Annotated in this window: 20 protein-coding genes and 3 pseudogenes; 13 read left to right on the top strand and 10 right to left on the bottom strand. The window is 40.7% G+C overall.

Annotated elements, in window-relative coordinates; all coding sequences use genetic code 11:
* Nucleotides 1-173: 173 nt before the first annotated feature.
* A complete protein-coding gene (locus MSG36_RS00405) occupies nt 174-1,100 on the bottom strand; it encodes a M14 family metallocarboxypeptidase (protein ID WP_172378726.1) in 927 nt (308 codons plus the stop codon).
* Nucleotides 1,101-1,274: 174 nt separating this feature from the next.
* On the opposite strand from MSG36_RS00405, the gene MSG36_RS00400 reads away from it, so the two are divergent.
* Entirely contained in the window at nt 1,275-2,180 is a 906-nt protein-coding gene (locus tag MSG36_RS00400; RefSeq protein WP_248365759.1) for a DUF808 domain-containing protein, read from the top strand.
* A 153-nt stretch (nt 2,181-2,333) separates the two neighbouring features.
* Here the strand turns inward: MSG36_RS00400 and pyrC are convergent, their stop codons facing one another.
* Both pyrC and MSG36_RS00390 read right to left on the bottom strand, forming a co-directional pair.
* Nucleotides 2,334-3,362 (bottom strand): dihydroorotase, encoded by a 1,029-nt coding sequence (gene pyrC, locus MSG36_RS00395; RefSeq protein WP_248365758.1) that lies wholly within the window; start codon nt 3,360-3,362, stop codon nt 2,334-2,336.
* A gap of 192 nt (nt 3,363-3,554) precedes the next feature.
* Nucleotides 3,555-3,713 (bottom strand): YqaE/Pmp3 family membrane protein, encoded by a 159-nt coding sequence (locus MSG36_RS00390; protein WP_008215717.1) that lies wholly within the window; start codon nt 3,711-3,713, stop codon nt 3,555-3,557.
* 276 nt (nt 3,714-3,989) lie between these two features.
* Between MSG36_RS00390 and MSG36_RS00385 the strand changes: the two genes are divergently transcribed.
* The 8 genes from MSG36_RS00385 (at nt 3,990) to MSG36_RS00350 (ending at nt 15,652) form a co-directional block, all read left to right on the top strand.
* Nucleotides 3,990-6,356, top strand: coding sequence for a hypothetical protein (locus MSG36_RS00385; protein ID WP_248365757.1), 2,367 nt, complete (start codon nt 3,990-3,992; stop codon nt 6,354-6,356).
* 109 nt (nt 6,357-6,465) lie between these two features.
* Nucleotides 6,466-8,880 carry a cadherin-like domain-containing protein gene (locus tag MSG36_RS00380; RefSeq protein WP_248365756.1) on the top strand — a complete coding sequence of 805 codons (2,415 nt, stop codon included), beginning with the start codon at nt 6,466-6,468 and terminating at the stop codon, nt 8,878-8,880.
* A 298-nt stretch (nt 8,881-9,178) separates the two neighbouring features.
* On the top strand, nt 9,179-9,706 hold the full coding sequence (locus MSG36_RS00375; RefSeq protein WP_248365755.1) for a hypothetical protein: 528 nt from the start codon (nt 9,179-9,181) through the stop codon (nt 9,704-9,706).
* A gap of 74 nt (nt 9,707-9,780) precedes the next feature.
* Nucleotides 9,781-10,296, top strand: a complete 516-nt coding sequence (locus tag MSG36_RS00370; protein ID WP_248365754.1) for a hypothetical protein — start codon at nt 9,781-9,783, stop codon at nt 10,294-10,296.
* Nucleotides 10,296-13,097 (top strand): CS1-pili formation C-terminal domain-containing protein, encoded by a 2,802-nt coding sequence (locus tag MSG36_RS00365; protein WP_248365753.1) that lies wholly within the window; start codon nt 10,296-10,298, stop codon nt 13,095-13,097. The genes MSG36_RS00370 and MSG36_RS00365 overlap by 1 nt, the downstream gene beginning before the upstream one ends.
* 11 nt (nt 13,098-13,108) lie before the next feature.
* Nucleotides 13,109-13,813 carry a hypothetical protein gene (locus MSG36_RS00360; protein WP_248365752.1) on the top strand — a complete coding sequence of 235 codons (705 nt, stop codon included), beginning with the start codon at nt 13,109-13,111 and terminating at the stop codon, nt 13,811-13,813.
* Nucleotides 13,770-14,897, top strand: coding sequence for a hypothetical protein (locus tag MSG36_RS00355; protein ID WP_248365751.1), 1,128 nt, complete (start codon nt 13,770-13,772; stop codon nt 14,895-14,897). The genes MSG36_RS00360 and MSG36_RS00355 overlap by 44 nt, the downstream gene beginning before the upstream one ends.
* 53 nt (nt 14,898-14,950) lie before the next feature.
* Nucleotides 14,951-15,652: a LysM domain-containing protein gene (locus tag MSG36_RS00350; protein WP_248365750.1), complete on the top strand. Its 702-nt coding sequence runs from the start codon at nt 14,951-14,953 to the stop codon at nt 15,650-15,652.
* A gap of 81 nt (nt 15,653-15,733) precedes the next feature.
* On the opposite strand, the pseudogene MSG36_RS00345 reads toward MSG36_RS00350, so the two are convergent.
* Both MSG36_RS00345 and MSG36_RS00340 read right to left on the bottom strand, forming a co-directional pair.
* Nucleotides 15,734-16,715, bottom strand: a pseudogene (locus MSG36_RS00345) (ISL3 family transposase); the annotation flags it as partial.
* Entirely contained in the window at nt 16,685-16,927 is a 243-nt protein-coding gene (locus MSG36_RS00340; RefSeq protein ID WP_248366403.1) for a hypothetical protein, read from the bottom strand. The pseudogene MSG36_RS00345 and the gene MSG36_RS00340, both read right to left, overlap by 31 nt.
* Nucleotides 16,928-17,495: 568 nt before the next feature.
* Here MSG36_RS00340 and MSG36_RS00335 point away from each other — a divergent pair.
* Entirely contained in the window at nt 17,496-17,759 is a 264-nt protein-coding gene (locus MSG36_RS00335) for a hypothetical protein (RefSeq protein ID WP_248365749.1), read from the top strand.
* 251 nt (nt 17,760-18,010) lie between these two features.
* Here MSG36_RS00335 and MSG36_RS00330 read toward each other — a convergent pair whose 3' ends face one another.
* Nucleotides 18,011-19,021, bottom strand: a complete 1,011-nt coding sequence (locus MSG36_RS00330) for a helix-turn-helix transcriptional regulator (protein WP_248365748.1) — start codon at nt 19,019-19,021, stop codon at nt 18,011-18,013.
* Between the two features lie 419 nt (nt 19,022-19,440).
* Nucleotides 19,441-20,064: a helix-turn-helix transcriptional regulator gene (locus tag MSG36_RS00325; RefSeq protein ID WP_248365747.1), complete on the bottom strand. Its 624-nt coding sequence runs from the start codon at nt 20,062-20,064 to the stop codon at nt 19,441-19,443.
* A 233-nt stretch (nt 20,065-20,297) separates the two neighbouring features.
* Here MSG36_RS00325 and MSG36_RS00320 point away from each other — a divergent pair, with 233 nt between their 5' ends.
* The gene (locus MSG36_RS00320; protein WP_248365746.1) at nt 20,298-21,071 is read left to right on the top strand and encodes an EAL domain-containing protein; all 774 of its coding nucleotides are present in this window, start codon (nt 20,298-20,300) and stop codon (nt 21,069-21,071) included.
* A gap of 270 nt (nt 21,072-21,341) precedes the next feature.
* Nucleotides 21,342-22,492, top strand: a protein-coding gene (locus tag MSG36_RS00315; RefSeq protein ID WP_248365745.1) for an IS3 family transposase whose coding sequence is annotated in 2 segments (ribosomal slippage) — nt 21,342-21,585 and nt 21,585-22,492 — 1,152 coding nt in all. Because the reading frame shifts where the segments join, the coding sequence is not laid out codon by codon here.
* Nucleotides 22,493-22,549: 57 nt separating this feature from the next.
* Here the strand turns inward: MSG36_RS00315 and MSG36_RS00310 are convergent.
* The 3 genes and pseudogenes from MSG36_RS00310 to MSG36_RS00300 all read right to left on the bottom strand — a co-directional run.
* Nucleotides 22,550-23,274, bottom strand: a pseudogene (locus tag MSG36_RS00310) (IS3 family transposase); the annotation flags it as partial.
* Between the two features lie 112 nt (nt 23,275-23,386).
* A pseudogene (gene nadE / locus MSG36_RS00305) lies at nt 23,387-23,531 on the bottom strand (NAD(+) synthase); the annotation flags it as partial.
* 24 nt (nt 23,532-23,555) lie between these two features.
* Nucleotides 23,556-24,500: a helix-turn-helix transcriptional regulator gene (locus MSG36_RS00300; RefSeq protein WP_248365743.1), complete on the bottom strand. Its 945-nt coding sequence runs from the start codon at nt 24,498-24,500 to the stop codon at nt 23,556-23,558.
* 194 nt (nt 24,501-24,694) lie between these two features.
* On the opposite strand from MSG36_RS00300, the gene MSG36_RS00295 reads away from it, so the two are divergent.
* Nucleotides 24,695-25,201: an EAL domain-containing protein gene (locus MSG36_RS00295; protein WP_248365741.1), complete on the top strand. Its 507-nt coding sequence runs from the start codon at nt 24,695-24,697 to the stop codon at nt 25,199-25,201.
* Nucleotides 25,202-25,226: the final 25 nt, after the last annotated feature.

Below are 25,226 nucleotides of genomic sequence, written 5' to 3'. Positions count from 1 at the left end.
AGTGAATGACTCCTTGTTAAGCGTTATTTCAAAGCTCTCTTGTACTGTGTGCAAGGGAGCTTTTTTATGCCCAAGAAGAAATTACAGGCAAGCAGAAAAGTAAAAAAAGAGCCATAAGTGAATCGTCACTTGTGGCTCTTTTTTAGTTTTAGGGAGCAGGTCTAAGTACTAGCTTACGCGTTTAATTCATGCTGAATTACGTAATCTAAAGCACCGACTACCGCAGCAACTTGAGCGTCATTACACTCTTCGTCTGTCACTTTGTCGCTGTCCGGATAAACCTCAGTGGTTGTGCCGTACTTACAATCAGTCACACCGCCACATAAGCCAAGCTTCTTCATTGGGTAGTTAATTACACCATGTTGAGTAACTTCAGAACCAATGATCTTGCCATCTGCATCTGCTGGCGCAATGTGCGTTACTTTTTCAACTGAAGCAATTACCGCCGCTTGGAATTCAGGCTGCGGATTTTCTGTATCGCCAACCGTGTAGAAGCCGTCAGGGATCATACCTTCAATGTACTCAATACCATCACGCGCTGCGAGTGCTGGTCGGAATTCTGTTTCGTCAGAATCCGTCGTTTCGTGTAGATCAACGTGAACCAACACTTCTGGTAAAGAAGCGACTAACGCACGTAGGTTTGCTGATTCTTCTGCTGGCGTACCGTCGTAGAAAGAGCGGTTTGGATCGACAGCATTTGGGTTCCAACGGTTGATCACTTCGTAACCCCAAGGGCTCACACAAGGTGCAACAACAATGTTGAAGTGCGCTGCATATTTCTCTGCTTGAGTTGCGGCGAACTTGATCGCGCCATGCACACCACTGGTTTCGTAACCGTGAACACCACCCGTTACAAGGATCGTCGGTTTTGATGCGTCCCAGTTTTTGCTTTTGATTGCGAAAAGCGGGAAGCGAGCTTCATCGTAGCTCAGTGCGCCGTATTGCTCGATGTCAAAGCGGTCTGCCAATGCTTGGATTTTTGGCACGACTTCTTGCTGGTATTCACGCTTAACGGTTCTTTGAGCGAACCATGCTTGACGTTCTGCTTCTTGCCATTTTTGTCCTGGCTTACCAATTGGGTAGGAGTATTCACTTTTCATCTATACTTCTTCTTTTATGTTCGCGAAAGATGAAGACAGACTAGTCCTGTCTAGTTGAGACGGCAATAGAAAACACAACTTGTGACTCTATTTTTTACAGACTCATAACTTTGATGACTGGATTGATGGTGTTACATTTTATCAATTGTTTAATCCCTTAAAAGAGACCATAAAATGGCTGGAGCAAGTTTATTAACGCTACTGGATGACATTGCAACCGTGCTGGATGATGTCGCACTGATGTCTAAGGTTGCCGCGAAAAAAACCGCTGGTGTGCTGGGGGATGATTTAGCGCTGAATGCCCAGCAGGTATCTGGTGTTTCTGCTGAACGAGAGATCCCAGTGGTGTGGGCGGTTGCCAAAGGCTCATTTAAAAACAAGTTGATTTTGGTGCCCGCGGCATTATTGATCAGTGCCTTTATTCCTTGGCTGATCATGCCTTTGCTTTTGATTGGTGGTCTGTTTCTTTGTTTTGAAGGTGCCGAGAAAATCTTAGAGAAGCTCTTTCCTCATGCTCATCAAGACGATGAAAAGGGGGAGGACACAAGTACTGGTGAATCCATAGAGGAATATGAGAAGAGAAAGGTCGCAGGCGCGATTCGTACCGACTTCATCTTATCCGCAGAAATCATAGTGATAGCACTGGGTACTGTGACAGGTACAAGTATCCTTACTCAGGTTCTTGTCGTAAGTTTAATTGCAGTTGTGATGACGATTGGTGTTTATGGTTTAGTGGCAGGGATCGTTAAGTTGGACGACTTAGGTTTCTACCTTCAACGCACATCTAACGGTAGTGCAGTAAAAACAAAGCTTGGCAATGGGCTTGTTGTCTTTGCGCCAAAGTTAATGAAGACGCTTGCGGTGGTTGGGACGGCTGCGATGTTCTTGGTTGGTGGTGGTATTGTGGTGCACAACGTTCCTGCGATTCATCACTTAATTGAGCCAATTATTATGGATTTTCGTGGACATACGGTAGCGACAGCGGTTGTTCCAACGTTATTGAACGGTGTTATCGGTGTCTTAGCTGGATTGATCGTTGTTGCTGTTTGGACTGTGGTTGGAAAAATTCGCGGTAAGTAATCGCTCATTATCAGTCTTAATAAAACCCTCTCTCCACGAAACGAAAAAGGGGCACCATAATCACTATGGCGCTCCTTTTAATCTAATGAGTCGTGTTTAATTAACACCACGCTCTTATTTTGCAATATGAGCGCTTATTTACCGACTAAGCGTTTACTTTACAGACCAAGCAATCGTCTCACCGCCACGGATTGGCACAACGATGTCTGAACCGAAAGGCATAGTTTCAGCAACGTTCCACTCTTCTTTAACAAGAGAGATGGTGTCCGTGTTACGTGGGATACCGTAGAAGTCAGGGCCGTTGTGGCTTGCAAACGCTTCTAGGTTTTCAATCTTACCTTCTAGGTCGAACACTTCTGCGTACAGTTCAACGGCAGCGTGCGCTGTGTAAGAACCTGCACAACCACATGCTGACTCTTTTGCGCCTTTTGCGTGTGGTGCAGAGTCTGTACCCAAGAAGAACTTCTTGCTACCGCTTGTTGCAGCTTCGATAAGCGCTAATTGGTGCGTGTTACGCTTCAGAATAGGAAGGCAGTAGAAGTGTGGCTTAATGCCGCCAACCAACATGTGGTTGCGGTTGTAAAGCAGGTGGTGAGCGGTGATGGTTGCCGCTACGTTGCCATTCGCGTTTTTAACGAAGTTTGCTGCGTCAGCGGTTGTGATGTGCTCAAGAACAATCTTTAGGTTAGGGAAGTCGTTCACAATCGGCGCTAGCACTGTGTCTAGGAACTGCTTCTCACGGTCGAAGATATCAACATCGTGAGTGGTAACTTCACCATGAACCAATAGCAACATATCCACTTCTTGCATTGCTTCTAACACGTGGTAAATCTTTTGTGCTGACGTTACACCTGAATCAGAGTTAGTCGTCGCGCCCGCTGGGTAAAGCTTTGCTGCCACTACTGCACCAGACTCTTTCGCTTTGCGAATTTCTTCAGGTGTTGTGTTGTCTGTCAGGTAAAGTGCCATTAGAGGCTGGAATTGCTCGCTTGGCTGCTCTGCCATGATGCGTTCACGGTAAGCTAAAGCCATTTCGGTATCGGTTACCGGTGGGATGGTGTTTGGCATGATTAACGCTCGACCATTGTAGCGGCTGATATCGCGCACTGTATCTTTTAATACTTCGCCATCGCGTAGATGAACGTGCCAGTCGTCAGGACGAGTAATCGTAAGTTGTGTCATTGAAGGCTCCCACCATTTGAAGTGTTATGTAGTTGGAGCCTAAACTCGGCGAAATCTGTGAAAGCAATCGCTTACGTTTAGGCGACAGGATGATAGTGGAAAAGCACTTTCATTTCATCCTATTTTTAACTCTTCAGGGCTAGGAGCTTGTTTTTATGGCGTTTTAATTCGGTATTTATTTTTGGATACGGGTTAGCGAGTCGCCACCCAGAGTCCGTGGATCATTCCTGGTACCCAAAAGAAGAAGGTCAGGACGATGTTAATCAGCAAATCTTTACCTGCGCCACGAGCGAAGAACACACCAACAGGCGGAAGCAATACACATAAAATGATAATGACGAGTTTGTTCATGATAAATCCTTTTTATTCAATGAAAGTTCAATGCGATAACCGTGTTCACATTATAGAACGTATGGAGAGTGTTACTGCATTGCTGCCTTAATGTATCAAGATAGAAAGCTAAACATCTCAAGATACTAGCTTAGTATCAAGTGTTTAATGCTGACTATATAATTCCTTTGCATGATTTAACTAGGCATGCTGGGCTTTGCGTGATGAGTTGATGCTAACTTTGTTGCTATGTATTTCGGTAAATTAAGGCGTACTCATTGGAAGCAGATATTAGACATGAAAAAACATACTACAAATAACATATTGTTATTTCTTTTCGTTAGCGTGCTATACGGATGTGGAGCGGAAGGTAATAACACAGCTAACAATCAAGAGCTTGATACAGCCTCACCTAATACCGAAACGTTATATCAAGCAGTTGATGCGATACGTACAGGCCCTTTATCTGAAACGTTCTATTTAGACCTTTCGAGCAATATAAGTTCTAATGATGGCAGCGAAGTTTCAGTTATTCATGTTGCTTCAATGAGCTCCGATAGTTTTTGTGCTCCAATTTCCGTAGACGATAAAGGTTTCACTATAGATGCGACTTCAGCGAATGTCTGTGAATATCGCTATAGTGTGGGGGCAAAGAGTACTAGAAGCATTACGCCAATGGCTATGGCCGAGACTGAAGAGAGTGCTTCAACGGCTACGGCTAGAGCTGCTGTCGGTGAAACTGTCACAATACTAGCGCCGCTGTCTTCCGCAACTTCAGAAGGCATCGCAATTCCCATTGATGTTTCAAATGGTGGTGCCATCGACACAGGCGTTTATACCTTGTCTAGCGACGTCACTATGCCTTATGGCACTGATTCAGGGTCAAGCGCGGTTGCTTCCCCGTCAACAAATAAGATCACTTATACACCGGGCGCAGGCTTTTTAGGTGTAGAACGTATTTCTTACAGCTACAGCGATGGCACCAACATTCTAACCGGTGACATTGATGTCTCTGTTTCAACCAGCAGTAACAATGCACCAACGAGCAGTAATTTCCAATTTCAAGACTCAGTAACGGGTTCTACTCTCGTAGAGAACGGAGCTTTAATAGCTATCGATGTATCAAGTTTTGTCTCGGATGCCGATGAAGATGCTGTGACTCTGCAAGATGTGATCAGTTATGACGCTACTGTCTCAGTCACAAGCGACTCGACATTAGAGTTCAGTTCAACGGTGTCAGGTGTGCATTATGTCACCTATGTTGTATCAGACGGCAAAGGTGGTTACAGCTCCGCAGTCGTCAGTGTCACAATTGAACCTCAGCCTTCAATGGTAAGAGATTGGCAAGATATAACGTACAACGACACCGCTAATACTACTGATGTAACCATTACGGCGCCTATGTCTAAAGCCGAAGCTGACTACGTTAGATTGCCATACTCTGATACGCATATTGGAGATGGAGTACACAGCCCTGCGTATAGTGAAATAACCCTTCATTCGTTCGATGAGGCAATGGAAATCTGTAAATCAATGGGTGGGCGTCTACCAACTCAAGGGGAGCTTGAGCAGTCAATTCAGCTTTTTCGATCCAATAATTGGCCAACGGATGGTAGCTACTGGGTTGGTTCAAGAACAGATCAAGGAATAAACCTCATAGGGGCTGACCAAGGCTGGTCTATTGATATTTCACCCACAAATGTAGTGACTGTATCTCAAGAGTTGAGGCCAAACCCTAATTTGGTCACGTGTATGCTATACGACTCTCCAGAGGTGCGTCGATATTCCATCGACCAAACTAGCCTACAAGTGGTAGACGGTAAAACTCCATACCGATTTCAAGTACTGACACCTGATCTACAGCCCGCGCACTACGCCAAAAATGTTTATGTGACTGCGGGCATCGAGAAGAATGGATACTTCAAGCAAGAGTACTACGATACCGATGAGTTTGGCTGGGTTGATGCTGACTATACGGACCTCTCTTTCGAAAACAACGTTGGTGTGGTGTCCGTCTACGACATTGTCAAAGAGCAACTTATTAGTATCGATAGTGAAGCTGATGCATTGAGTGTAAAAGATGCGGGTTCATGGAACCGGAGGGTTACGTCAGGAAGCGGCATGCCTGCTGTAGACGCCAATTTCGGTTTGCCCATCACGTTTAAGGGTATAAAACTCACGTCAGTTTACAACGTTCAGTCTTATACCGGGTCAACATTAATCGGTCATTATTACAGCTACCAAAATGTTGGTGTCGGAAGCGGCACATACTCATTTTATCTTCAACAAGTGGGCGATACGCCGGCTAGTAATTGGGGGAAAGAGGTCTGGAGGCCGGGTGGCCCAGCCAGCAAAAACTTTGAAGTGGTTATCGATATATTTCGAAAAGAAGTGAATATATTTGTTGATAGCGATACGCCTAAATATACGGTAACCGATATTGATCTACAGGGAGATCGATATGTTTGGTTCGAAGTGAAAAACAATAGATTCAAGCTCTATACCTCATTAGTGTCAGAAAAACCTGAAACAGCGTTATTTGATTTTGAAATGGATTGGGGGTCGATCAACCCAAACTCTGAATATTGGATAGGTTTTGGCGGACGTGCGTATGATGCGTGTGAAACCTATATAAATGAAGCCAGTTTTCGAGCGGAGTTATAAAGCTGAAAAGCTAGCTAAATAACCAAATTGCTTGTCTTATAAAGACTTAGAGATTTCAATTTTTAGCCTTTCCAATGATAGAAGGCTAATCGTAATTTAGAGCGTAGTTATGCTGAATAGAAGTTTATTATCAATTATTTTATTAACAACACTATCTGGGTGTAATGGTGGTGAATCTAATTCTGGTGATTCTGGAGCGGCTTCCGGTTCCAATAACGGTAGTGTTATCTACTACGTGAAAGATAAAATGGTGCAATCTCGAATAAGCCAGCAGTCATTGTATATCGATCTTTCTGAAAATATGGAGGCTTCTGATGGTAGCGCTACTGCACTAATGGGCGTGACGCCGTTATCGCAAAACCCCGAGTGTACCGTTGTGTCGCTGGATAGTCATGGATTTAGTATAACTGCAGATAGCGCTAAAGCGTGTGATTATCAATTCTCGGTGGGAGGGGGAGAGGTTGCTCAGAAAACAAGTTTGGTGAACGCGACACGTTATTCGTCAACCAATGATGAATTATCTTCGGCGACTACTCGTGCATTGGTGGGTAATACGACTGAACAATTGATTCCAATTCATAGCCAAACTCAAGTGAACAGGAGTGAACCTATCAATGTTAGGTATGAACTCGCTAAGGTAGGCGGAGAGCTCGATACGGCCAATTTTACATTGGATTCTGTGACGTTACCCGACCAAGGGACTACAGGCTCAAGCGCAACATTTGATAGTGCGAGTAATACTATCACTTATACTCCTGGTAATAGTTTTGTTGGCGTAGAGCGTATTAATTATAGCTACTTAAGTAACGATTTAAGCAGTGTGGCTGGTGGAATCATTGATATTGGTGTCTCGGTGGACTTAAACAGCCGTCCAGTTGCCGACCAATACGAGCATCCGAGTTTAGTTAGAGTGAACACGCCGACAAGCATCGATTTATCGAGTGTGATAAGCGACCCAGATGGGGACGTTCTGCAGCTAATTGATGTGTTTGGTTACAACTCGACGAATATCATTCAGCCTGGATCTACATCTAACTTTGACTCGAACTCATTCACGTTTGAAACCAGTCAGTTTGGTGACCACTACCTAAGTTATACCGTGACGGACAAAAATGGTGGCTATGCATCATCAACAATCAAAGTTAACGTCGAGACTGATATTAGTGTTCTTCAAAGTTGGGGTGATATTACGATCACCGACCCGTACATCAGCGCACCGATTTCCTTCACCGCTCCAATGTCATTGGCCTATGCAGAATTATCCAAGGTTCCTTATCACGAAGTCCTGACAGGAGACGGTATTAATGCGCCACTGGGTGAGCAGTACATCACCATGACTTACAACGATGCTTACCAGCACTGCATCGATGTAGGTGGAAGGCTTCCGATCGAGCGCGAAATGCAAACGCTGTTTAGTGTACTTGGAAATGTTTATTCATCTCACAACTGGCCTGCTTCTGAGTCTTTCTGGTTAGCAGATAAAGCGGCAGGAAATCAGGCCAAGACTTACAGTTTAGTGAGTGATTCAGGTAACGTAGCGCTAATAGATGAACCATCTGAAGGGCGGTTAGTAACATGTGTGCTGCTCGACTCTGAAGCGGTAAAAAACTTTGCCGTCAGGGATCTCGTTACTTCTGAGCAAGTAGGTGGGACTTACATTTTAAGTGCAACCACCTATGATCCTGACGGAAACATTGCGCCATTTCAAAAGGCAAACTTAAAGTTAGAGAACGAAACAAAGGGAGATTTATCAGAAGATGTGGTTACGTCTGATACATCCGGTGATTTTGATGTTACCTACTTTGATTACTCGATGGAAAATAGCGTTATTCGTACCAGTATTTACAATGAATTTGGTTATGCCGTTGTAGAGCCAGATACCGGTGAACTCGATGTCGCAACGCCTTCGAATTGGTCTCGAATGGCTCTCACACATCAAAATAATGCCCAAAGTGCATTACGTCCACACACCGCGGCGGGACTTCCGATTATGTTTAACCAAGTCCAATGTACCAATCTTTATTCTGCCGAGGCGTATGAAGGTTCAGAGTTTATAGGGGAGTTTATTATTGAGTCACCAACTAATACCATCGTCTCAGGGAAATACTCATTCTATGTTCAACAGGTTAGAGGGGACGCTCCACAGGCATCATGGGGACCAAATCATACGCAGCCTGGAGCGCCTAATTCGACAAAAGTATTTTCTATCGTCATAAATGTATGGGATGCAAAAGTTGAAATTTTTGATGGTTATGGAAACAGCATCGCCGTGTATAACACGGACTTATCGGGAGAACGCAAACTGTGGTTCGAAAGCCGCGACGGTAACTTCTCTGTATACACTCGTAATGGTCTGATTGGGTGGAAACCTTTGACTCCGGTTATCACTTTGCCAATGCCATGGGGAAATATTGATGAAAATTCTACTTACTGGGTTGGGTTTGGAGGCTATAACGGAAACGATACAGACGGTACGAATGCTGTTGTAAGTTCAGCAAGGTTTTCATCATTCATTAAAAAGTAGAATTGCAATTTGATAAGAACAACCTCCACTAAAACCACCTATTAAAATAGGTGGTTTTTTTCATGCACATTAAAAATCAAAACAGGTAGTTATCAATTAAATTACTACTATTACTTTCGAAGTTAATAACAAAAACATTGGCTTAATTATTATTTACATGCTCAATTGATAACTAGGCATGTTACTGGTAGTAAGAAGTTAGAATGCTAACTCAAAGTGTTGCTCGTTCGTTACTATTACTTAGTTCCTTGGAACGACGCCAATACAACAGGTACATAAATATACAAAGGATAATATAATGAAAAAACTAATTCTAATTACATTACTGTCGACAATTGCTACTGCTCCAACATTCGCAGCATCTGGAGATACTTCAGTTGGTTCTGTGGTATTTAGCGGATTCGTCCCAGGTTTTGTCTCGAATGGTGATATTATCATCACAGGTGCTGGTGGTAATACGGATTTAACAGCTTATACAGGTTCACTTTTGATTAATGCTGACGGCACATTTTCCAGCTCGCCTATCGTGTTAGAAACTCATAGCTATACAAGTGATACAGTTGGTGATCTTACAGAAGCGAATTGGACGGTATCTCAAGTAATGATAGCTCCCGCTACAATGAGTGAGGTTCAACCAAATATTGTTGTAGGTGATAGGATCTCAACCAAAGAGCTTACAGCAACGGAATACTTAGCTTCAGAACAACTCTCAGGGTCCCATACAATTCAATTGTATGTATCTAACAACACACCCCACTCTAATGCCGATGATATTGCTGGTTCAGAAGTAAGTGTTAATGTGGATCTTGTTGCAACTTTGCCTTAATAAAAGCCTTATTTTCTCATAAGGTACTTAATTTTAGTACCTTATTTTTACGTCTGTCCTAAAGGAATATCAATATGAATTTTTTATTTCTTTGTTTATTAGTTATATTTAGTCACTATGCTTTTAGTGCTGAAAGTCATTTATTTCCTCTAAGTACGCAGATTAATAGAGCTAATTTATATGAATATTCCATTAGTGTGAGGTTATCAAAAGAACACATTGTTCTTCAATATGATGATGACAATGAGAGCTTTCATGACGGTTTGTTTTTGTCCTATGTTACGACAACGATTCCTATAAATTTAGGTGAATCATTTGAATATAGTTATAACATATCTGAGTTCAGCTCATCATGTGAGATTAATGGAACTGGTTCAGTAATAGTTAATGATTTCATTGATCTTTATATTGATGGAGTTAATTATCAGGATGTGAATGATATTAAAAAATTTTCTTTTGACGCTGATAATAGCACTGAGTTTGAGAGGGCAACTAACGTGTTTTCATTAGTAACTAACCAAAATATATCAAATGTTCAGCCATTAACTTGTAACGGAAATGTTACATTTAACATGGAGTTAAAGTTATAATGTTTTTAAAATTATGGGTAAGTATAAGCAGCCTGATTATAATTACCTCTATTATAACTTATAGCGTAAAAGTGAGTGCTAATATCCCAGAAGGATTTGAGGACTTACTCTCAGAGCAGTCTTTGAAGTTAAAGTTAATTCTATCTGCTGATAAAAACCGATCATTTCCTTTGGAAGCACTTGTTGCTGGTGATGAGATTAGAATTCAAGCTTCTCAACAACTAATAGTAGAAGAAATGTTACAAGAAGCGTTTGGGGTAGAACGAGCGATGAGCCTAGCTATGGCTGAATCGCTAGTAATTGGGGTCGAATCTAGCAAAGAGTGTATAGGCTACCGAAGTGAATGTGGTTTATTACCTGAGTTTTATGATTTTGTTTATGTCCCAGAAAGTCACTCTTTAATTGCTCATGTTAACTCCCAGTTTCTTGAAGATAAAGAAGAGCAAGTCGCGTTAGAGTTTGTGAGAGCGGAAACTGATCATGATTCAATCATTATGTCACATGGCTTGAATGTATCTAGTTCATACAGTGATACCACAAATTATACGTCAGCATACTCTTACCAACATGAAAATTACGTTGGCTTTGGTAAGTACGGTTACTTACACAATGACGTCAACTTTAGCGACGTGAACGGTTTTAGCTCGGATGACTCATCATATAACTATGTTGACGGTAATACGCGTGTTTCAGTGGGGTATAAATACCAAGAACGTTCGTGGAATAGTACTCAGTTTTTAGAGAATAATAGCAAGACTTCTGGTTACATGACATCCATTGGTTCAACAAAGGAGTTAGTTAAAAAGCTGAGTGGAAAATCTAGACGTGTCTATTTGAATATCCCAAGAGACGGGCGGCTGGAAATAAATGACGACCGAGGGCGCGTACTCCTCAGTCGTAATGTGAGTGCGGGCCAAGACTTCTTTGATTATAACGAGCTTCCTGTCGGTACTTATACCGCTACAGTCAGAATGTTTGATGGAGGAGAAGAGTTTTACAATGAAGACAGACTCATTGTGAATAACGATTCGTCCTCATTAGTTTCCGGAGAGGTTGATTATCATATCACTGCTGGCTATCTATCTCGCGAGTTAACTAACTCAGGTTTAGATGAGAATTTTGACGAAAATTCAATCAGGTTTGCGTATGATAATTATGAAAGTCCAGTCTTTACCAATGGAAAACTGAGTTATCAGGTAGCTGATTTTTTTGCGTTAGGCGGTGGGTCATTTGTCACAGCTGATGATAACTATAATTATATTGGCGGAAATTTATCGCTGGGTGAAGTCTCTAGATTATCAGCAGTTGCAGGAGTGTTTAATGATGGTGCTAGCTTTTATAATGTGGACTTAGGAATTTATGACCTAAATCTATCATATACAAATTTTGAGACTGAATATGCTAGTTTTCGAGATATAAGGCTCTCTGATTTGTTATTTGGTAACTCAAGTTATATGTCTTTATCGTTCAACTATAACAAGTATTTATCGAGGAATGTGTCATCGTATATTTCAGGGGTATACACCAAAAATCAATATCGAGATTTTACCAATATTTACGTTAACGATTCAGAAAGTTGGTCCGCTAGAAGTGGCGTCCAGATTTCATCATTGCCCCTTGATTCAAAGCTAAACGTGGAGTTCTCAGCTAGTGAATCATACTATATAAACTATGGTGTTATGGCTTCTGTGACGATACCTTTGGGGCAAAAAAACACTTACATGCATAGTACACAAATTCAGTTTGACGATAACGGTGATACCACATTATCACATAGAGATACAGTCTCAACCACTATTTTAAATAAAAAAGGCCTTAGTGTCTCAAGCTCTGGTGGTATTTACTACCAAGACGGAGAAAAAGATTCACATAATGCAGATTTGTCTTTGTCTGCAAATTATAAAAATAAAAATATTGACTCTAACTCATATTTTTATGTTAACTCTGATAGTAGTGCAAGTATTTCGGCGTATATTGGAACAAATAATATTATCACCTCAACAGGTTTTGATCTTACTAGTGAAAGATCTTCAAGTTATTTTATATCTGCCAATGACACTGGAAATCTTTCGGCTGAGGGCAAGTTTTTAGCAGTCGTAAACTCTGAGCAAAATGGCAAGCAAAGTAATGCATATGTTAGTGAGGATGCTTCAAATATTTACCCGTTAAAAGAATATCAAGAGTATGAATTTGAGTTGGATACAGAAGCATCGGATTTCTATAACAACGGCGAGTCTCATGTTTTTGCGACGAGCTACCCGGGCACGGTTATTCGCCTTGATACTTCACTATCAGAGTTGAAATCATTTCTTTCAACATTTAGTGATATTAACGGCAACCCTATCGATAATGTGGAATGTATTGGAGAAGGTTGCTTTTCTTCAGATAGGTTAGTCGAAGGAGTCTACCAGTTTAAAGTTAAAAGTAAGTTACCATATAAAATAATATCCAAAGCTAATCAATGTGTGATACCCGAGTTGTCAACAGTAAATAATCTAAACTTGGGGAACAATTTCTGTATGCCTTCTTTTGAAGAAAATAGCGAAGGCTATCAGGTTGCCTCAGTAGGTGGTGTCTATTACTATTATTTAGGTCAATACAAGGATAGTAATATTGTTTTAGATTATCAAAGAAAAATTAGTGAATCTGGAGTTGAAATTATCAATAAAAAATTGGGTGATTACTCTTATATATTTGCTAAATCTACTGATTTATTAACAGCTGTACATAAAGTGTATGTTGATGAGCTTATTAATTATGCTGTCTATATGGAATTGACGCCATATGCTTCAAACTATTAAAAGAGAAAATTATGAAACGTGTAGTAATAACCCCAATGTTATTGATAATAAGTTCCTTGAGCCATGCTTTTAGTATCGACAAGATGCTGTTGATCTCAAGCGGTGACGGAAATGGTGTCTTTACACTTACTAGTTCTAAAGGTGAAGAGGAATATATAAAGGGAAGTGTTAGTCAAGTTAATGTAGTTAATGGCGAATTAGAGAAAATAGAATTGACTAAAGACAATTTACCTTTATGGGATCTCGCGCTATTACCCAATAAATTGATCCTCAACCCAGGTGAGCGGCGCCGAGTCTCTGTAAAAAACTTGTGTCAAGTTGACTGTGACAACTTGAAAAAAGATAAGGTCTACCAAGTGACTTTTATGCCGAGTGTTATGGACGGTCAAAAGAGTAAGAGTAGGGTAGGAATTAATTATGGATATGCACCTTATTATATCGTTCCTGCGGAGAACGCAAAGGTTGAATATGAAATCCAATACAATGGTTCTGAAGTTTCTGTGGAAAATAAGGGGAACACTTTTTTCTATATGCAAATAGATAACTGCCGACCTGACTCGATTAGTAATAAATGTAAGCAAACTAACACAATACTAGCCGGCCGAAAGAAAACCATCAAGTTGGCAGAAGGTCTAACAAATGTAGATTCGTTATTCGTAAAGGTTGCTACCCATGACTACAGTTACAACAAAAAAATCACTATTCAAAAGAAGTAGCTTTCTTTCGATAGTATTACTACTTACTGCCGTAAACACGAGTTATGCAGCAGAGGTGTATGGAACGATCACAGCGAACACCCCGGTGGTATGGAACAATGCTGCGGCAAACAGCTATTTTGGAAGTGAAGCGATATCACCTTCAGCATGGACTATAGCGCAAGAGCGAACTACCGCAGAGTGGTATCCGGCAACAATGGATAACCAATCCACAAATACGATTAGCTTCGTCAATCATACGACAGGTGAAAGCTTTACCACTAGCTTGGAGTTACTGGGTGTTGAATATAACTTAGGAAGTTCCGCTAGCCACTTTATCGCAAATGATTATGGCTCAAATGTCGGCATGGGAGTTGCCAACGGATGTGCAGGCACAAGCACTGGTGGTCCAATCGCGAAAGTGGTTCAGGAGTCTACGCTCTGTGTTTCAAGAACGGGATATGTATCTGCAGCCCGAGTTGAGCCATTCAAGTTTTATCGTCCAGCCTTTTCGTTACCTAACATTAGTAGCGACATATTTACCGCGCCGGTAGGAACTGGCACGTACACTGCTTCTATCAATATTGCGCCGACGTACTTCTTTACCAGTCAGACAGGCACGATGACTTACACCCGAGTTCCGGAAACGTTAATGATTACCATTGATTATCAAGCAGCGATTCTTGAATCGTTAACAGTCCTTGGAACAGGGGATATTGAACCTGAGTATGACACTGCTACAAAAAGGATTACAGGCTCAACGTCGTATGATGTGGTGTTAGGCGGTACTCTTCCTTCGGGAGTTGTTATGACGTTTAGTCCCACATCCGGTGACTATGAGATGACCAATACGGAAAATTCGTTAGACAAAATCCCCTACAGTATCACTTGTACGGCTGGATGTGCGAGTGCTGATAAAGTCATTGTTCAAGATGGTCTAATGAATACCAGCTCATTTCCAGATTCAAAAGTGATTACTGTCAATGGGGTGGGCAGCAATCAGGTTAACGTTAAGTATGACATCAGTTTTGATGTTGATGGCAACTCGATTAATTCGGGGAATTATCAAGGGTCGTTCAATGTCGTTTATGAGGTAAACCTGTGAACCATATTTCAATAACTTTTCATTTTTTAATATGTTTGATTGCATGTGGGTCGGTGAACGCTGCGGAATCAGATTTACACCGTGTTGGTGTTGGCGCAACTTATGGCTATAACTTTGATGGGGGAATGTATGAAGACTCTCAATCACTCCAACTACTTTACCAATACAAACGAGTTCAAGTAAATCTAGGGGCGAAGCACTATCAGTTTGAGGGTAGCTCTGAATATATATCCGACCTCTCTGCACTCTATAGCGTTCATGATGGTGATGTGCTTGATTTGAAGATCGGCCTTGGTCTTGAAGATAAGTACCCAACTTTAGAATATGTGGTGGATTATGCGTTGACTCAGAATCTTGGCGCGACCATTGCTCTCAACCAGACACTAAACGATGATTTTGGACAGAATCAAAGAGAGGCAGTTGTTGGTTTAGCTTACTACTTTTTCGACAGCCGTAAAGAGCATGAATTGAAAGACATTGAACCCCGCCCTTCCTCATTAGATATAGATGAAAAGCCACAATGCTCGACGAACTTGGAGAAAGGTCAATGTACTCCTGATGTAGAGCCTGAGACGTTAACAGAAGAAAAACCCAAGGCGAAAGTGGATGCTAAGTCGAGCTTACCTTATGTCGTGCAAGAGGGTGACTGGTTATACAAGCTGCGCAGAAAGTTTGGGTTCGACTTGGATGAGATCATTGAACGTAATGGAATTGATAATCCAGACTTAATCTACCCAGGCCAAGTATTAGAATAAACTTCTTACCGGTAACCTGATCAATATTAAAAGTATTACTAGACTTAGTTTTTATAAGGTATGGTGATGCTTTTTTTTGGTTCATCGCGGCTTTCCGGGGAAAGCCGCTTTTATCTTCAAGAAGAAGTAGTCGGTATCTCGATAGCCATACCCCATTCGCTTGATTAGCTTTATCTTGTTGTTTATCCCTTCCAATGTGCAGGTGTTGAGCGGATAACTTGCCGATGCGAGAATCCCATGAAGATAAGGACTCAGTTTTCGTGCGAACTCTTTCAATGGCTTAATCCCACTCTCTTGTACTTGTGCCCACCACGCCTCCCAGAGCCCTTTGGCATGCACTTCTGATTCTCAATACCAAAGCTCTTTGAGTTGTGCTCCGAGGATGTAAGTGGTCATTAAGTCCTTATTGATATTCAATATTTCTGTAAGATAGCTGTCTTGCTGTGTATTTAAGTTGCCTCTATTTTTCAACAACACCCAGCGTGAACGCTTGACCCATTGCCTCGCTTTTTTATCTTGCTTGAGTTTGTTGGCTTGGTCGACTCTGACTCTATCCATGACCTCACGACCGAACTTAGCAACAACATGGAATAAGTCGTAAACGATTTTTGCGTTCGGGCAGTGCGCTTGAACTTCAAGGTCAAAAGCCGTATTCATGTCCATCGCGACCGCTTCGATATTATTGCCATGCTTGCCTAACAGCTCGAAGAACGGTCGTATGTCCTTGCGGCTACGGCCTAACCCTATCCAAATGACTTGATGAGTCTTAGCGTCAGCAATGACCGTGGCATACCTATGCCCTTTAAAGATAGCGAACTCGTCCATGACGAGTTGCCTTAGCTCTTCCCATTTCACTTGACGGTACAACTTGTCGAAGTCGGCGTTTATCTATCTCTTTAATGGTGTGCCAATGTACACTCGTTAACTGGGAGATATGCTTAATGGGAAGAAGAGGCAGCAGTTGTTCTATATAACTTTTTAGGCGCTTCGTGATGCGAGCATAAGGCTCTAGCCAAGATAGAGACTCTGTTTTTATGCCGCAGTCACGACACTTAATTCTTCGAGTTTGAACGGAAAGTTCAACAGGAACACCGAGCAACATGCTTCTTTCACATAACGCCATTGATACTCATGGATAGCTTCGGCTTCAAGACCACAAAGGCACTTAGCCTCAGAGTTAGGTTTAAGAGTCAGGGTAATAAGTGATGCTGTTTGGTGAGACTTTACTATTTGAAAGCCTTCCCAGAATGAAGATAGGAAAGTATGATTCGGCATGAAAACGGTAGTTTGTGTATGATTTTTGTTTGGCGACTAAACCATATCACTTACTACCGTTTTTGTTATTAGTTCCCGCTAATCCGCGATGAACCTTTTTTTTTGCACTCGATTAAATCTGTCTAACTCTTCATCTATGATCTTACATAGCTTACGTTGATGTGAATAATCAAGTGTTGCCAAGAATCATTGTTTACATACCAGATCTTAGGTTCGGGTATTAAAGATTACGAAGATAGATAGACTTAAATTTTCTTAATGTGAAAATCATTGAACTATTATGAAGTTCTGCAAGATATGTATTAGCTATTCATTCTCCGGCTTTTCTCTAAGGTTTCACTGCCATCAAATAGTTATCATCACATTCATAGATTTTTTGGTGAATTGATGTGACATATATTTATGTTAATGGCTGATTGTTACAAGTGTCACTATGCTGAACAAATTATTGCAAATGAATGCTTATAAGTCCAATTCATGGATGGAAGGGTGAGTGGTAGGCATTTGACTTCTTTTTTTTGCGAATAAGCTAAACTCTCATGTGTAACCAATTACATTTGAGGTGTTTATGAAGTCGTTTGTTAATATTTTGGTCTTTTTATGTTCATTTTTGTTTTCGGTAACCTCAGCGCATGGTTCTATTAGTACCGATGATGTTACATTTTCAGGCCGAGTCGGTGGAGATATACGAGCAATTTATTCTGACAAGAGTCTAACGAATGTAGATGGCATGCAAAACACGAAAGCTGTAAGAGGCATGACTCAGAGCAGTTATGTAACATTACTAAACAATGAAGTAGATGATGTAATTGTTCGTGAGGTTGACATGTAGTCAAGCGAACATAGCATATTAGATTCTAACTTTTTACCATATGCTTTAATACTCAATCGCTTAATTACATAGTATATAGATTGTACTGATAATTTAAGTGGGCAAATAATGAGGTATATTGGTTCAATAATATCGAATACGAATGTCAAAACTGTAGAGCTGTGTTTTGAAAGGTTGAAGCAAGTAGGAGTTCATCCATCAGAACTATCTTTCGATGGATTGGTACTCCTATGTGCGCTGAAAGAGACCGCTTAGCAACACTGAGAGCTAATTGAGCATTGGTTTGAACAGGTTTGACAGCCTGTAAGCAAGTTCAAGAACTCGGGTTGAGTAAATAGCTGCCTTGTTTTTATGTGCATTAAAGCTTTAGAATAATAGTGTTTACCAATTTTGATTGCACCGTTGGTTGATTTTTTCTCGTACGAAACAACAGAAAATCCCATTTTTTCGAGTACTTCTGCTGAGCTTTTTATAGCAACTGTTGTGTAGTAGTCGGTAATGTTAGCGTGTTTTGCTAGAAACCTGAATTCTCTTTTTAATTGTAGGCGAAAAGGTCGCTCGTACAGTGAATGCTGGCTCGCCGCAAAATAAGCTAATTTTCGGCTTTGATTATAAGGAACGGTTTTTCTTAAATCTATTTCATCAATCGACTTTTTAGAAAGTATTTCAATTTCGGAGATCATGCCTTCAGTCGTGAATATAGCGCCTATGTTATGTCCTAATAGCTCCCCTGTGACGCTGTCGACATATTTATAGGCAATGAAACGTTTTTCATTGCAATAGTTTAAAAGATCGATTTTATAGAGTCCATGCTTAATATATTCATCAGAGGTTTTATCATGAAAAACAAGTACAGAATTTACAGTATCACTATCATTAGAATTTCCAATCGGACATTCACAAACAGAATTGTGTTCGGACATCGATGTTGACTGATAGTTTGCTCTGGCGATCAAGTTATTTAAACTATGGTATTTCTCTTCCATCAGAGTATCGAACTGAGCAACTCTGTTTTTATAAGTAACTTCTTGTTGTTGTGTAAGACTAACTTCAGATAAATAAGGCTCAAGGTCGTTCGTCAATTCCCGCAAGACACGAATACTACGGCTGAGAGTTGGTTTAGTTGTTCCCCTTTCCCATCGACTAAGTGTAACGGTATCAATGTTCGATAAATTTCCTCCGAGTAAGTTGAGCTTTGTAGCGGCTTGACTTTGTGTTAGTTCATTCGCGATTCGATATTTTTTTAAGTATTCGCCAAACACAGTAGTTTTCTCCAATCTTTTGCATAAGACGAAGTATTATTATGTGTAGAAACTTAAGATGGTAGGCATCTTAAGTTGAAGGCTGTTTGGGTATGCCTAATGACTTTTTATTGAGTATTTGTTATTCCACTGGGTCGTTTTATGAGGGTTATTATTTCTGGTTGAGAAAGCAGTGTCGCAGTGTCAATTTCATACAAACAATGTTCGGTTACCTAGTTTAAAACCTCCGGTATCTGATTCAATATCAAACGCTACCTTGGTGAATCCAAGCTGCTCTAAAATTTGTCCACTTTCAGGTAGGGCATTAAAGAAGTAATAGCGTTGCACATTTGAATAGCGAATTAGGTTTATATACTGAGAAACTAACATGCACCGAAACACCTCGAAACTAGTAGAGTAACGGTTATAGTTACAGACGGCTAGTTGAGTCGTACTTTTATAACCGACAGTTTTTTTAGGTTAATGTCGAAGTTTTTGGAATGGATAGCTTTGTCAAAATATTCACTTTCAAATATAAAACTAAGAGAATGGCCTATGAGTCGACCACTTTGTGTTGTAAACCTTTTGAAAATAGCTCGTTTGTTTTGTTGATAGTCGTATAAATTGATATCGAACAACCCTTTTGGGATATAGCTAGAAGTTTCGTAAAAGGCTTTAAGGTTATATAGTATTTTGTCATCGTCTTTCAGCAGAAGTGGTAACTCAGTAATCAAACATACTTGTGGTTTTTGCTCCGTTTCGTAATTTGATGATGAAAGCCTGCTTAATTGGCTATTAAAGCGTAGCCTAGAAAACTCATTTAATAGTTTTGATTCGTTTGGGTTTGGTATTAATTCATAAAAATCGCTCAAATCAAGTTGTAAGCAACGTAAAACCCTGAGGCACTTGGCGAGTGTTGGCTTGGTTTTTCCTCTCTCCCAACGACTTAGGGTTACCACGTCTAGTGATCTAAACTCTTCATCAGCCAGGTTTAACTTAGCAGCAAGTTCACTCTGTGTTAGGCCAAGTGAGAGTCTCAATTCTTTTAAATAGTCACCAAACATTTACTACCCCTATGCTTAATTTGAATTTATTGAAGTATAGTTAGCAAAGATAGATCTTGCGTATTTTTAGTAACATACCTAAAAGTAGCTCACTCAGGTATTCGTTTAACTTGTTGCGTTCACTTCTTCTTCGGTTAGAAAATAGGCATTCAAAGTGACATTCGATTTGCTCATGCTAAACCTTGCTATTTATTGATCTGTACTATCGATCAATCACAAAAAGAGGTTTGTTTATGAATACGAATATGTTGCCTGAGAATTTGCAAGCCGAAGCACTTATTGAAGAGGTTAACCAGGGGCTGTTTTATCCTGTTTTTCAACCGATAACTAATGGCAATGGAACTGTCGGTGCTGAGGTTTTATTGCGTTGGAAAAGAGGGCATGATGTTGAAGCGTCAATCCGCTGCCTATTAGACTCTGATAAGATTGCGTTGTTTACTCAAAAATTCTTGTTAAGAGTGTCCGAGGAACTATTGTCTCGGGAAAAAATGATTGATTTTCTGACTATTAATATATCGCCTGGTCACGTTTTAAGTTTCACATTTCTACGTGATATTTATCCAATTTGGCAAGCGTGCAATAAGTTAGATGTAACCTTATGGATTGAGCTTACCGAGAATGAGCAATATCCTGTTGGAATCAACGAGAAAAGGATGATGTCCCAGTTCGGGGTATGTCGTGGTCTTGGGATCAAAATTGCGATAGACGATTACGGCAGTGGTTATAATACTGGCGAAGCTCTGATTAGGGTCGTCAAGCCGAACATCGTGAAAATAGATCGATCGTTGATGAGAAATCGGAGCGATAATTCGACCTTTTGGGAACGACTCAGATTTTTAGCTCGAAAGTATCAGATTGAATTGTTATCAGAAGGCATAGAAAGCCATGAAGATCTGCGTTTTGCAAAGTCTCAGGGTATCGCTTACTTCCAAGGCTATCACTTGGGTAAACCGGGCTCACTGAATCAACTGTCGAAACAAGATATAGCACATTACTCATCTTCTTAAATACAGTGTTGAGTTGATTATGTTTATTGCTCAAGAAGGGGAGCAGGAGCTGAAGTAGAGTTTTACTGGTTTTCATAGTAAGAAAGCATAGATGCTGTTGGATAACCGAGGGACGATATTAGTTTGTTCGACATCATCGTCGTTAGCTCCTAAGATTGTCGATCTACTAGAGCATATTGTGACTCTAACAGTTTACCTATGTCGACTCTGATCCGCACCAGAAGTTTTGGACACTGAGTTAAGTGAGTACAATCACTAACGAGGTGAACAATGACAACTAAGAAAACACGAATTAAACATGCTCCTGAATTTAAAGCCGAAGCGCTTAAGTTAGCAGAGAAAGTCGGTGTCGCTGCCGCCGCACGACAGCTTTCACTATATGAATCTCAAATTTATGGGTGGCGTAAAGCCGTCAAAAAAGATGCGAAAATCAGCGATAGAGAAAGAGAACTCGCCACTGAAAATGCCAAGCTCAAGCGATTATTAGCAGAGCAAGCTGAAGAGCTAGATATCGTAAAAAAGGCCGCCACCTACTTCGCGAAAAATCTAAAATAGATTGCTATGAGTTTATGCTCGAACACCTGATGCAATATAGGATTGTCCGTATGGCTAAGGTGTTTGGGGTTTCTCAAAGTGGGTTTTATTATTGGATTGATAATCGCCATAAAGTCACTCAACGCAACGAGCACCGCAAGCAGCTTGATAACAAAGTTCGAGAAGTCTTTGATGATAAAAAGGAACGCGACGGTGCAAGGCGCATTCAAAAAGAACTTGAGGCAAATGGTAATAAGCACGATGTAAAAACCATTGCCGCGAGCATGAAGCGCCAGAGCTTAGTCGCGAAGGCCGCCCGTAAGTTCAAATGTACGACAGACAGTAAGCATAGACTTCCTGTAGCCCCGAATTTGCTTGAGCAAGACTTTAATGCGACAGCACCAAACCAAAAATGGGCTGGAGATATCACTTATCTAGCGACAAGCGAAGGCTGGATGTATTTAGCCGTTGTTATCGACTTGTACTCACGGCAAGTAGTTGGTTGGTCAATGAGTACCAGAATGACCGCAACTCTGGTCTGTGATGCGCTATCAATGGCATTGTTCCGCAGAGGCATGCCAGAAGAAGTGATTATCCATAGTGATAGAGGTAGCCAATATTGTTCAAAAGACTACCGCGACTTAATCGCAGCTCATGATCTAAAGCAAAGTATGAATAGGAAGGGAAATTGCTGGGACAACGCTTGTGTTGAAAGCTTTTTCCACTCAATGAAAGTAGAAGCCGTCCAATACGAGCCGATAATGACCCGAGAAGAGATGCGTCAAGCACTCTTTGAATACATCGAAGTTGATTATAATCGAACAAGAAGGCACAGTGCTCTTGGGTATCTAAGCCCAGTTAACTTTGAAAAACAATATGTCGCTTAATGCGGTGTCCAGTCTTACTGGAGCAGATCAACCCTCTGGATTGCATGGCTTGTAGTTCTTTAATAAGTTCGGATGTTTTTTCATCCAATGCTTACTGTTTGTCGTTTTTGTAAAACTACGTTTAGGTCTTACCAACAATTGTTCATCACGTAAGTAGTTGAAAAGAGCATCTCGACCTAGCTTAATACCTTGCTCTTGCAACTTTGGTTTAAGTAAAAAGTAGAGTTTTCTAGTGCCAACCCTAGGCATATAGCGTCTAATATCCAACACCATTTGTTTGATGGGTTTAAGTTCTAACTGGCGATGAGCAGCTCGCTTTTCTCGTTGATAAACGCTTTGTCTCGTTATCCCGCATAGCTTACATACTCGAACTAAACTTATTCCTTCTTGTTCTTGAAGACTTCTTGCTCCTTGGTGAGATACTTTTTTCTGAGGCTAGTTCCGTGTTCAGCATCAAGAATATCAACCACTCTATTTAAAAAGAGATTCTTGATTTTTTCGTCTTCCAACTCTTTCTCAAAACGCTTTATTTTCTGTACTGGTGACTCTTTAGGCTTAGTTGATTGGGGCATGGTATGGATCCTTGGAGTTTGCGCCCAATTCATCTTACCGTGCTTTCGAAGCCAAGTTAAAACAGTTGAGCGGCCTTGGATACCATAAATGGTTTGGGCTTGTTTATATGTCATATCACCTCTTTCTACAGCGGCGACAACCTGTAATTTAAAGCCTAGTGTGTAATCACGCTGAGTGCGCTTAATGTAGGTATTATTTGAAGTAGTCATAATTCGTCCTCAATGTGTAAACACATTTCAGGACGGGACAATTTAATAGAAAAGGCCGGAAGTTCACTGAATGAACTTCCGGTTTTTTTGAGCCTGAGACTAATTCAGATAATTAATCGTAGATCGTTGGGATCGGTTGACGCTTGTGTTGTGTTGCAGATACTTACTAAGTGGTCAGACACGTCTTGAGGGACTTCTTTACCTTCAAGGAAATTATCGATTTGGTCGTAAGAAAGATTCAATGCTGCTTTGTTTGCATGAGTTAGCTAAGCATGATGATATCAATAGTCTCTTTCCCAATGGACAGTCTTTAGCAAGGTTATGACTTCAGGTCTTGAGATAAACTTATCACTATCAATACCATAGAGACAGCGTTCGAAGCGTTTACTGCCGAGTTTTACTCCACCAAATTTTGATTCGACGTCGACAGCAATTCTTTCAAATCCAAGCTTTTCAAAAAATGGGTCCATAATATCGATTGCACTGAAATAGTAGTAACGGTGGATGTTTGTATGTTTTACTAAGTTCTTGACCTGAGAGGTAAGCATGCATTTGAATACCTCGAAATTCGTTGAGTATCTATCATAATTGAAGCCGGCAAGTTTAACGTTTTCTCGATAGGTAATCGAATTCGAAAGGTCTAGGTTAAATGTCTTCGCTTTGATTGTTTGTTTAAAATAATCTGCAGGAAAGATAAAACTAATCGAATGCCCTAAAACTTGTTCATCCAATTTAGATACGAACTTTTTACCAACGGCTTTGCGGCTTTTGTGATATTCAAATAGATTTATTTCCAGCAACTGCTGTGGGGTATACCCTAATTGATCGTAGAAATATCTAAGGTTATCCCACATTTTATCATTGTCATTTAGCAGTAGCGGTTGCTCTAAGATTTTGTTGTGGTCGTTTCGCTCTTCATCGTTATAACCGGATGATGAAATTTTGGACAAAGGAGAGTTAAACCGTACCTTAGATACGTCATTATACAATTCATGATCATTGGGGTTTGGTAGCATGTCATAGAACTCGCTGAGGTCGGTTTTTAGACAGCGTAGTATGCGAATGCACTTAGAGAGGTGAGGTTTGGTTTTCTCTCTTTCCCAACGGCTTAGAGTGACAACGTCAAGCGAAAGGAATTCTTCGTTAGCGAGGTTGAGCTTGGCCACGAGTTCTGTTTGAGTTAGCCCAAGCTCTCCTCTGATCTGTTTTAGGTATTTTCCAAACATATTCAATCCATTGATATAAAGCACTTCGTTTAGTATAGAGGGAAACCGTAGTTTTTGTGTAGCCAAGTACTTAGATTATTACGTAGTTTGAGGTGTAGGATCATTTCTAGATTTAAAAATCTGTAGCCAACTCTTACTTCAACTAGGCATTGATGTTTGTTGCTAAGTTTAATGTGCCCATATAATTGAGATTTTTGACGATTAATATTTCTCCTCTGCACCTTTTGATCTTTACGTTCATACGTGACATCTTTCCAATTTGGCGAGAGTGTAATAACCGAGGTATCACTCCGTGGATCGAACTGACAGAAAATGAAAAATATCCAGAGGGTATCGATAAAAAACGTATGATTTCTCAGTTTGGAGTATGTCGTGGCCTTGGGAGTAAGATTGCAATCGATGATTACGGCAGCGGGTATAACGTCGGAGAAGCTCTACTTAGTGTCGTAAAACCAAACGTGTTAAAGATTGATAGGTCTTTAATGAGAAACAGGAGTCAGCATTCGGCTTTTTGGGAGCGTCTTAGGTTTTTATCTCGAAAATATCAAATTGAATTGCTGTCAGAAGGGATTGAAAGTTATGAAGACCTGCGTTTTGCCAAGGCACAGGGCATAGCTTACTTCCAAGGGTATTACTTGGGTAAGCCGGGCTCACTGAATCAGTTGTCAAAAAAACATACAGCATATTGCTCATCTCCTTAAATGTAGTTTTGGGTTCATTGTGTTT

This window comes from Vibrio sp. 1CM8B (genome assembly GCF_023161685.1).
In the GTDB taxonomy this organism is placed as follows: domain Bacteria; phylum Pseudomonadota; class Gammaproteobacteria; order Enterobacterales; family Vibrionaceae; genus Vibrio; species Vibrio coralliirubri.
Note: the sequence above shows the minus strand (reverse complement) of the source record. Positions and strands in the feature narration are given on the sequence as shown.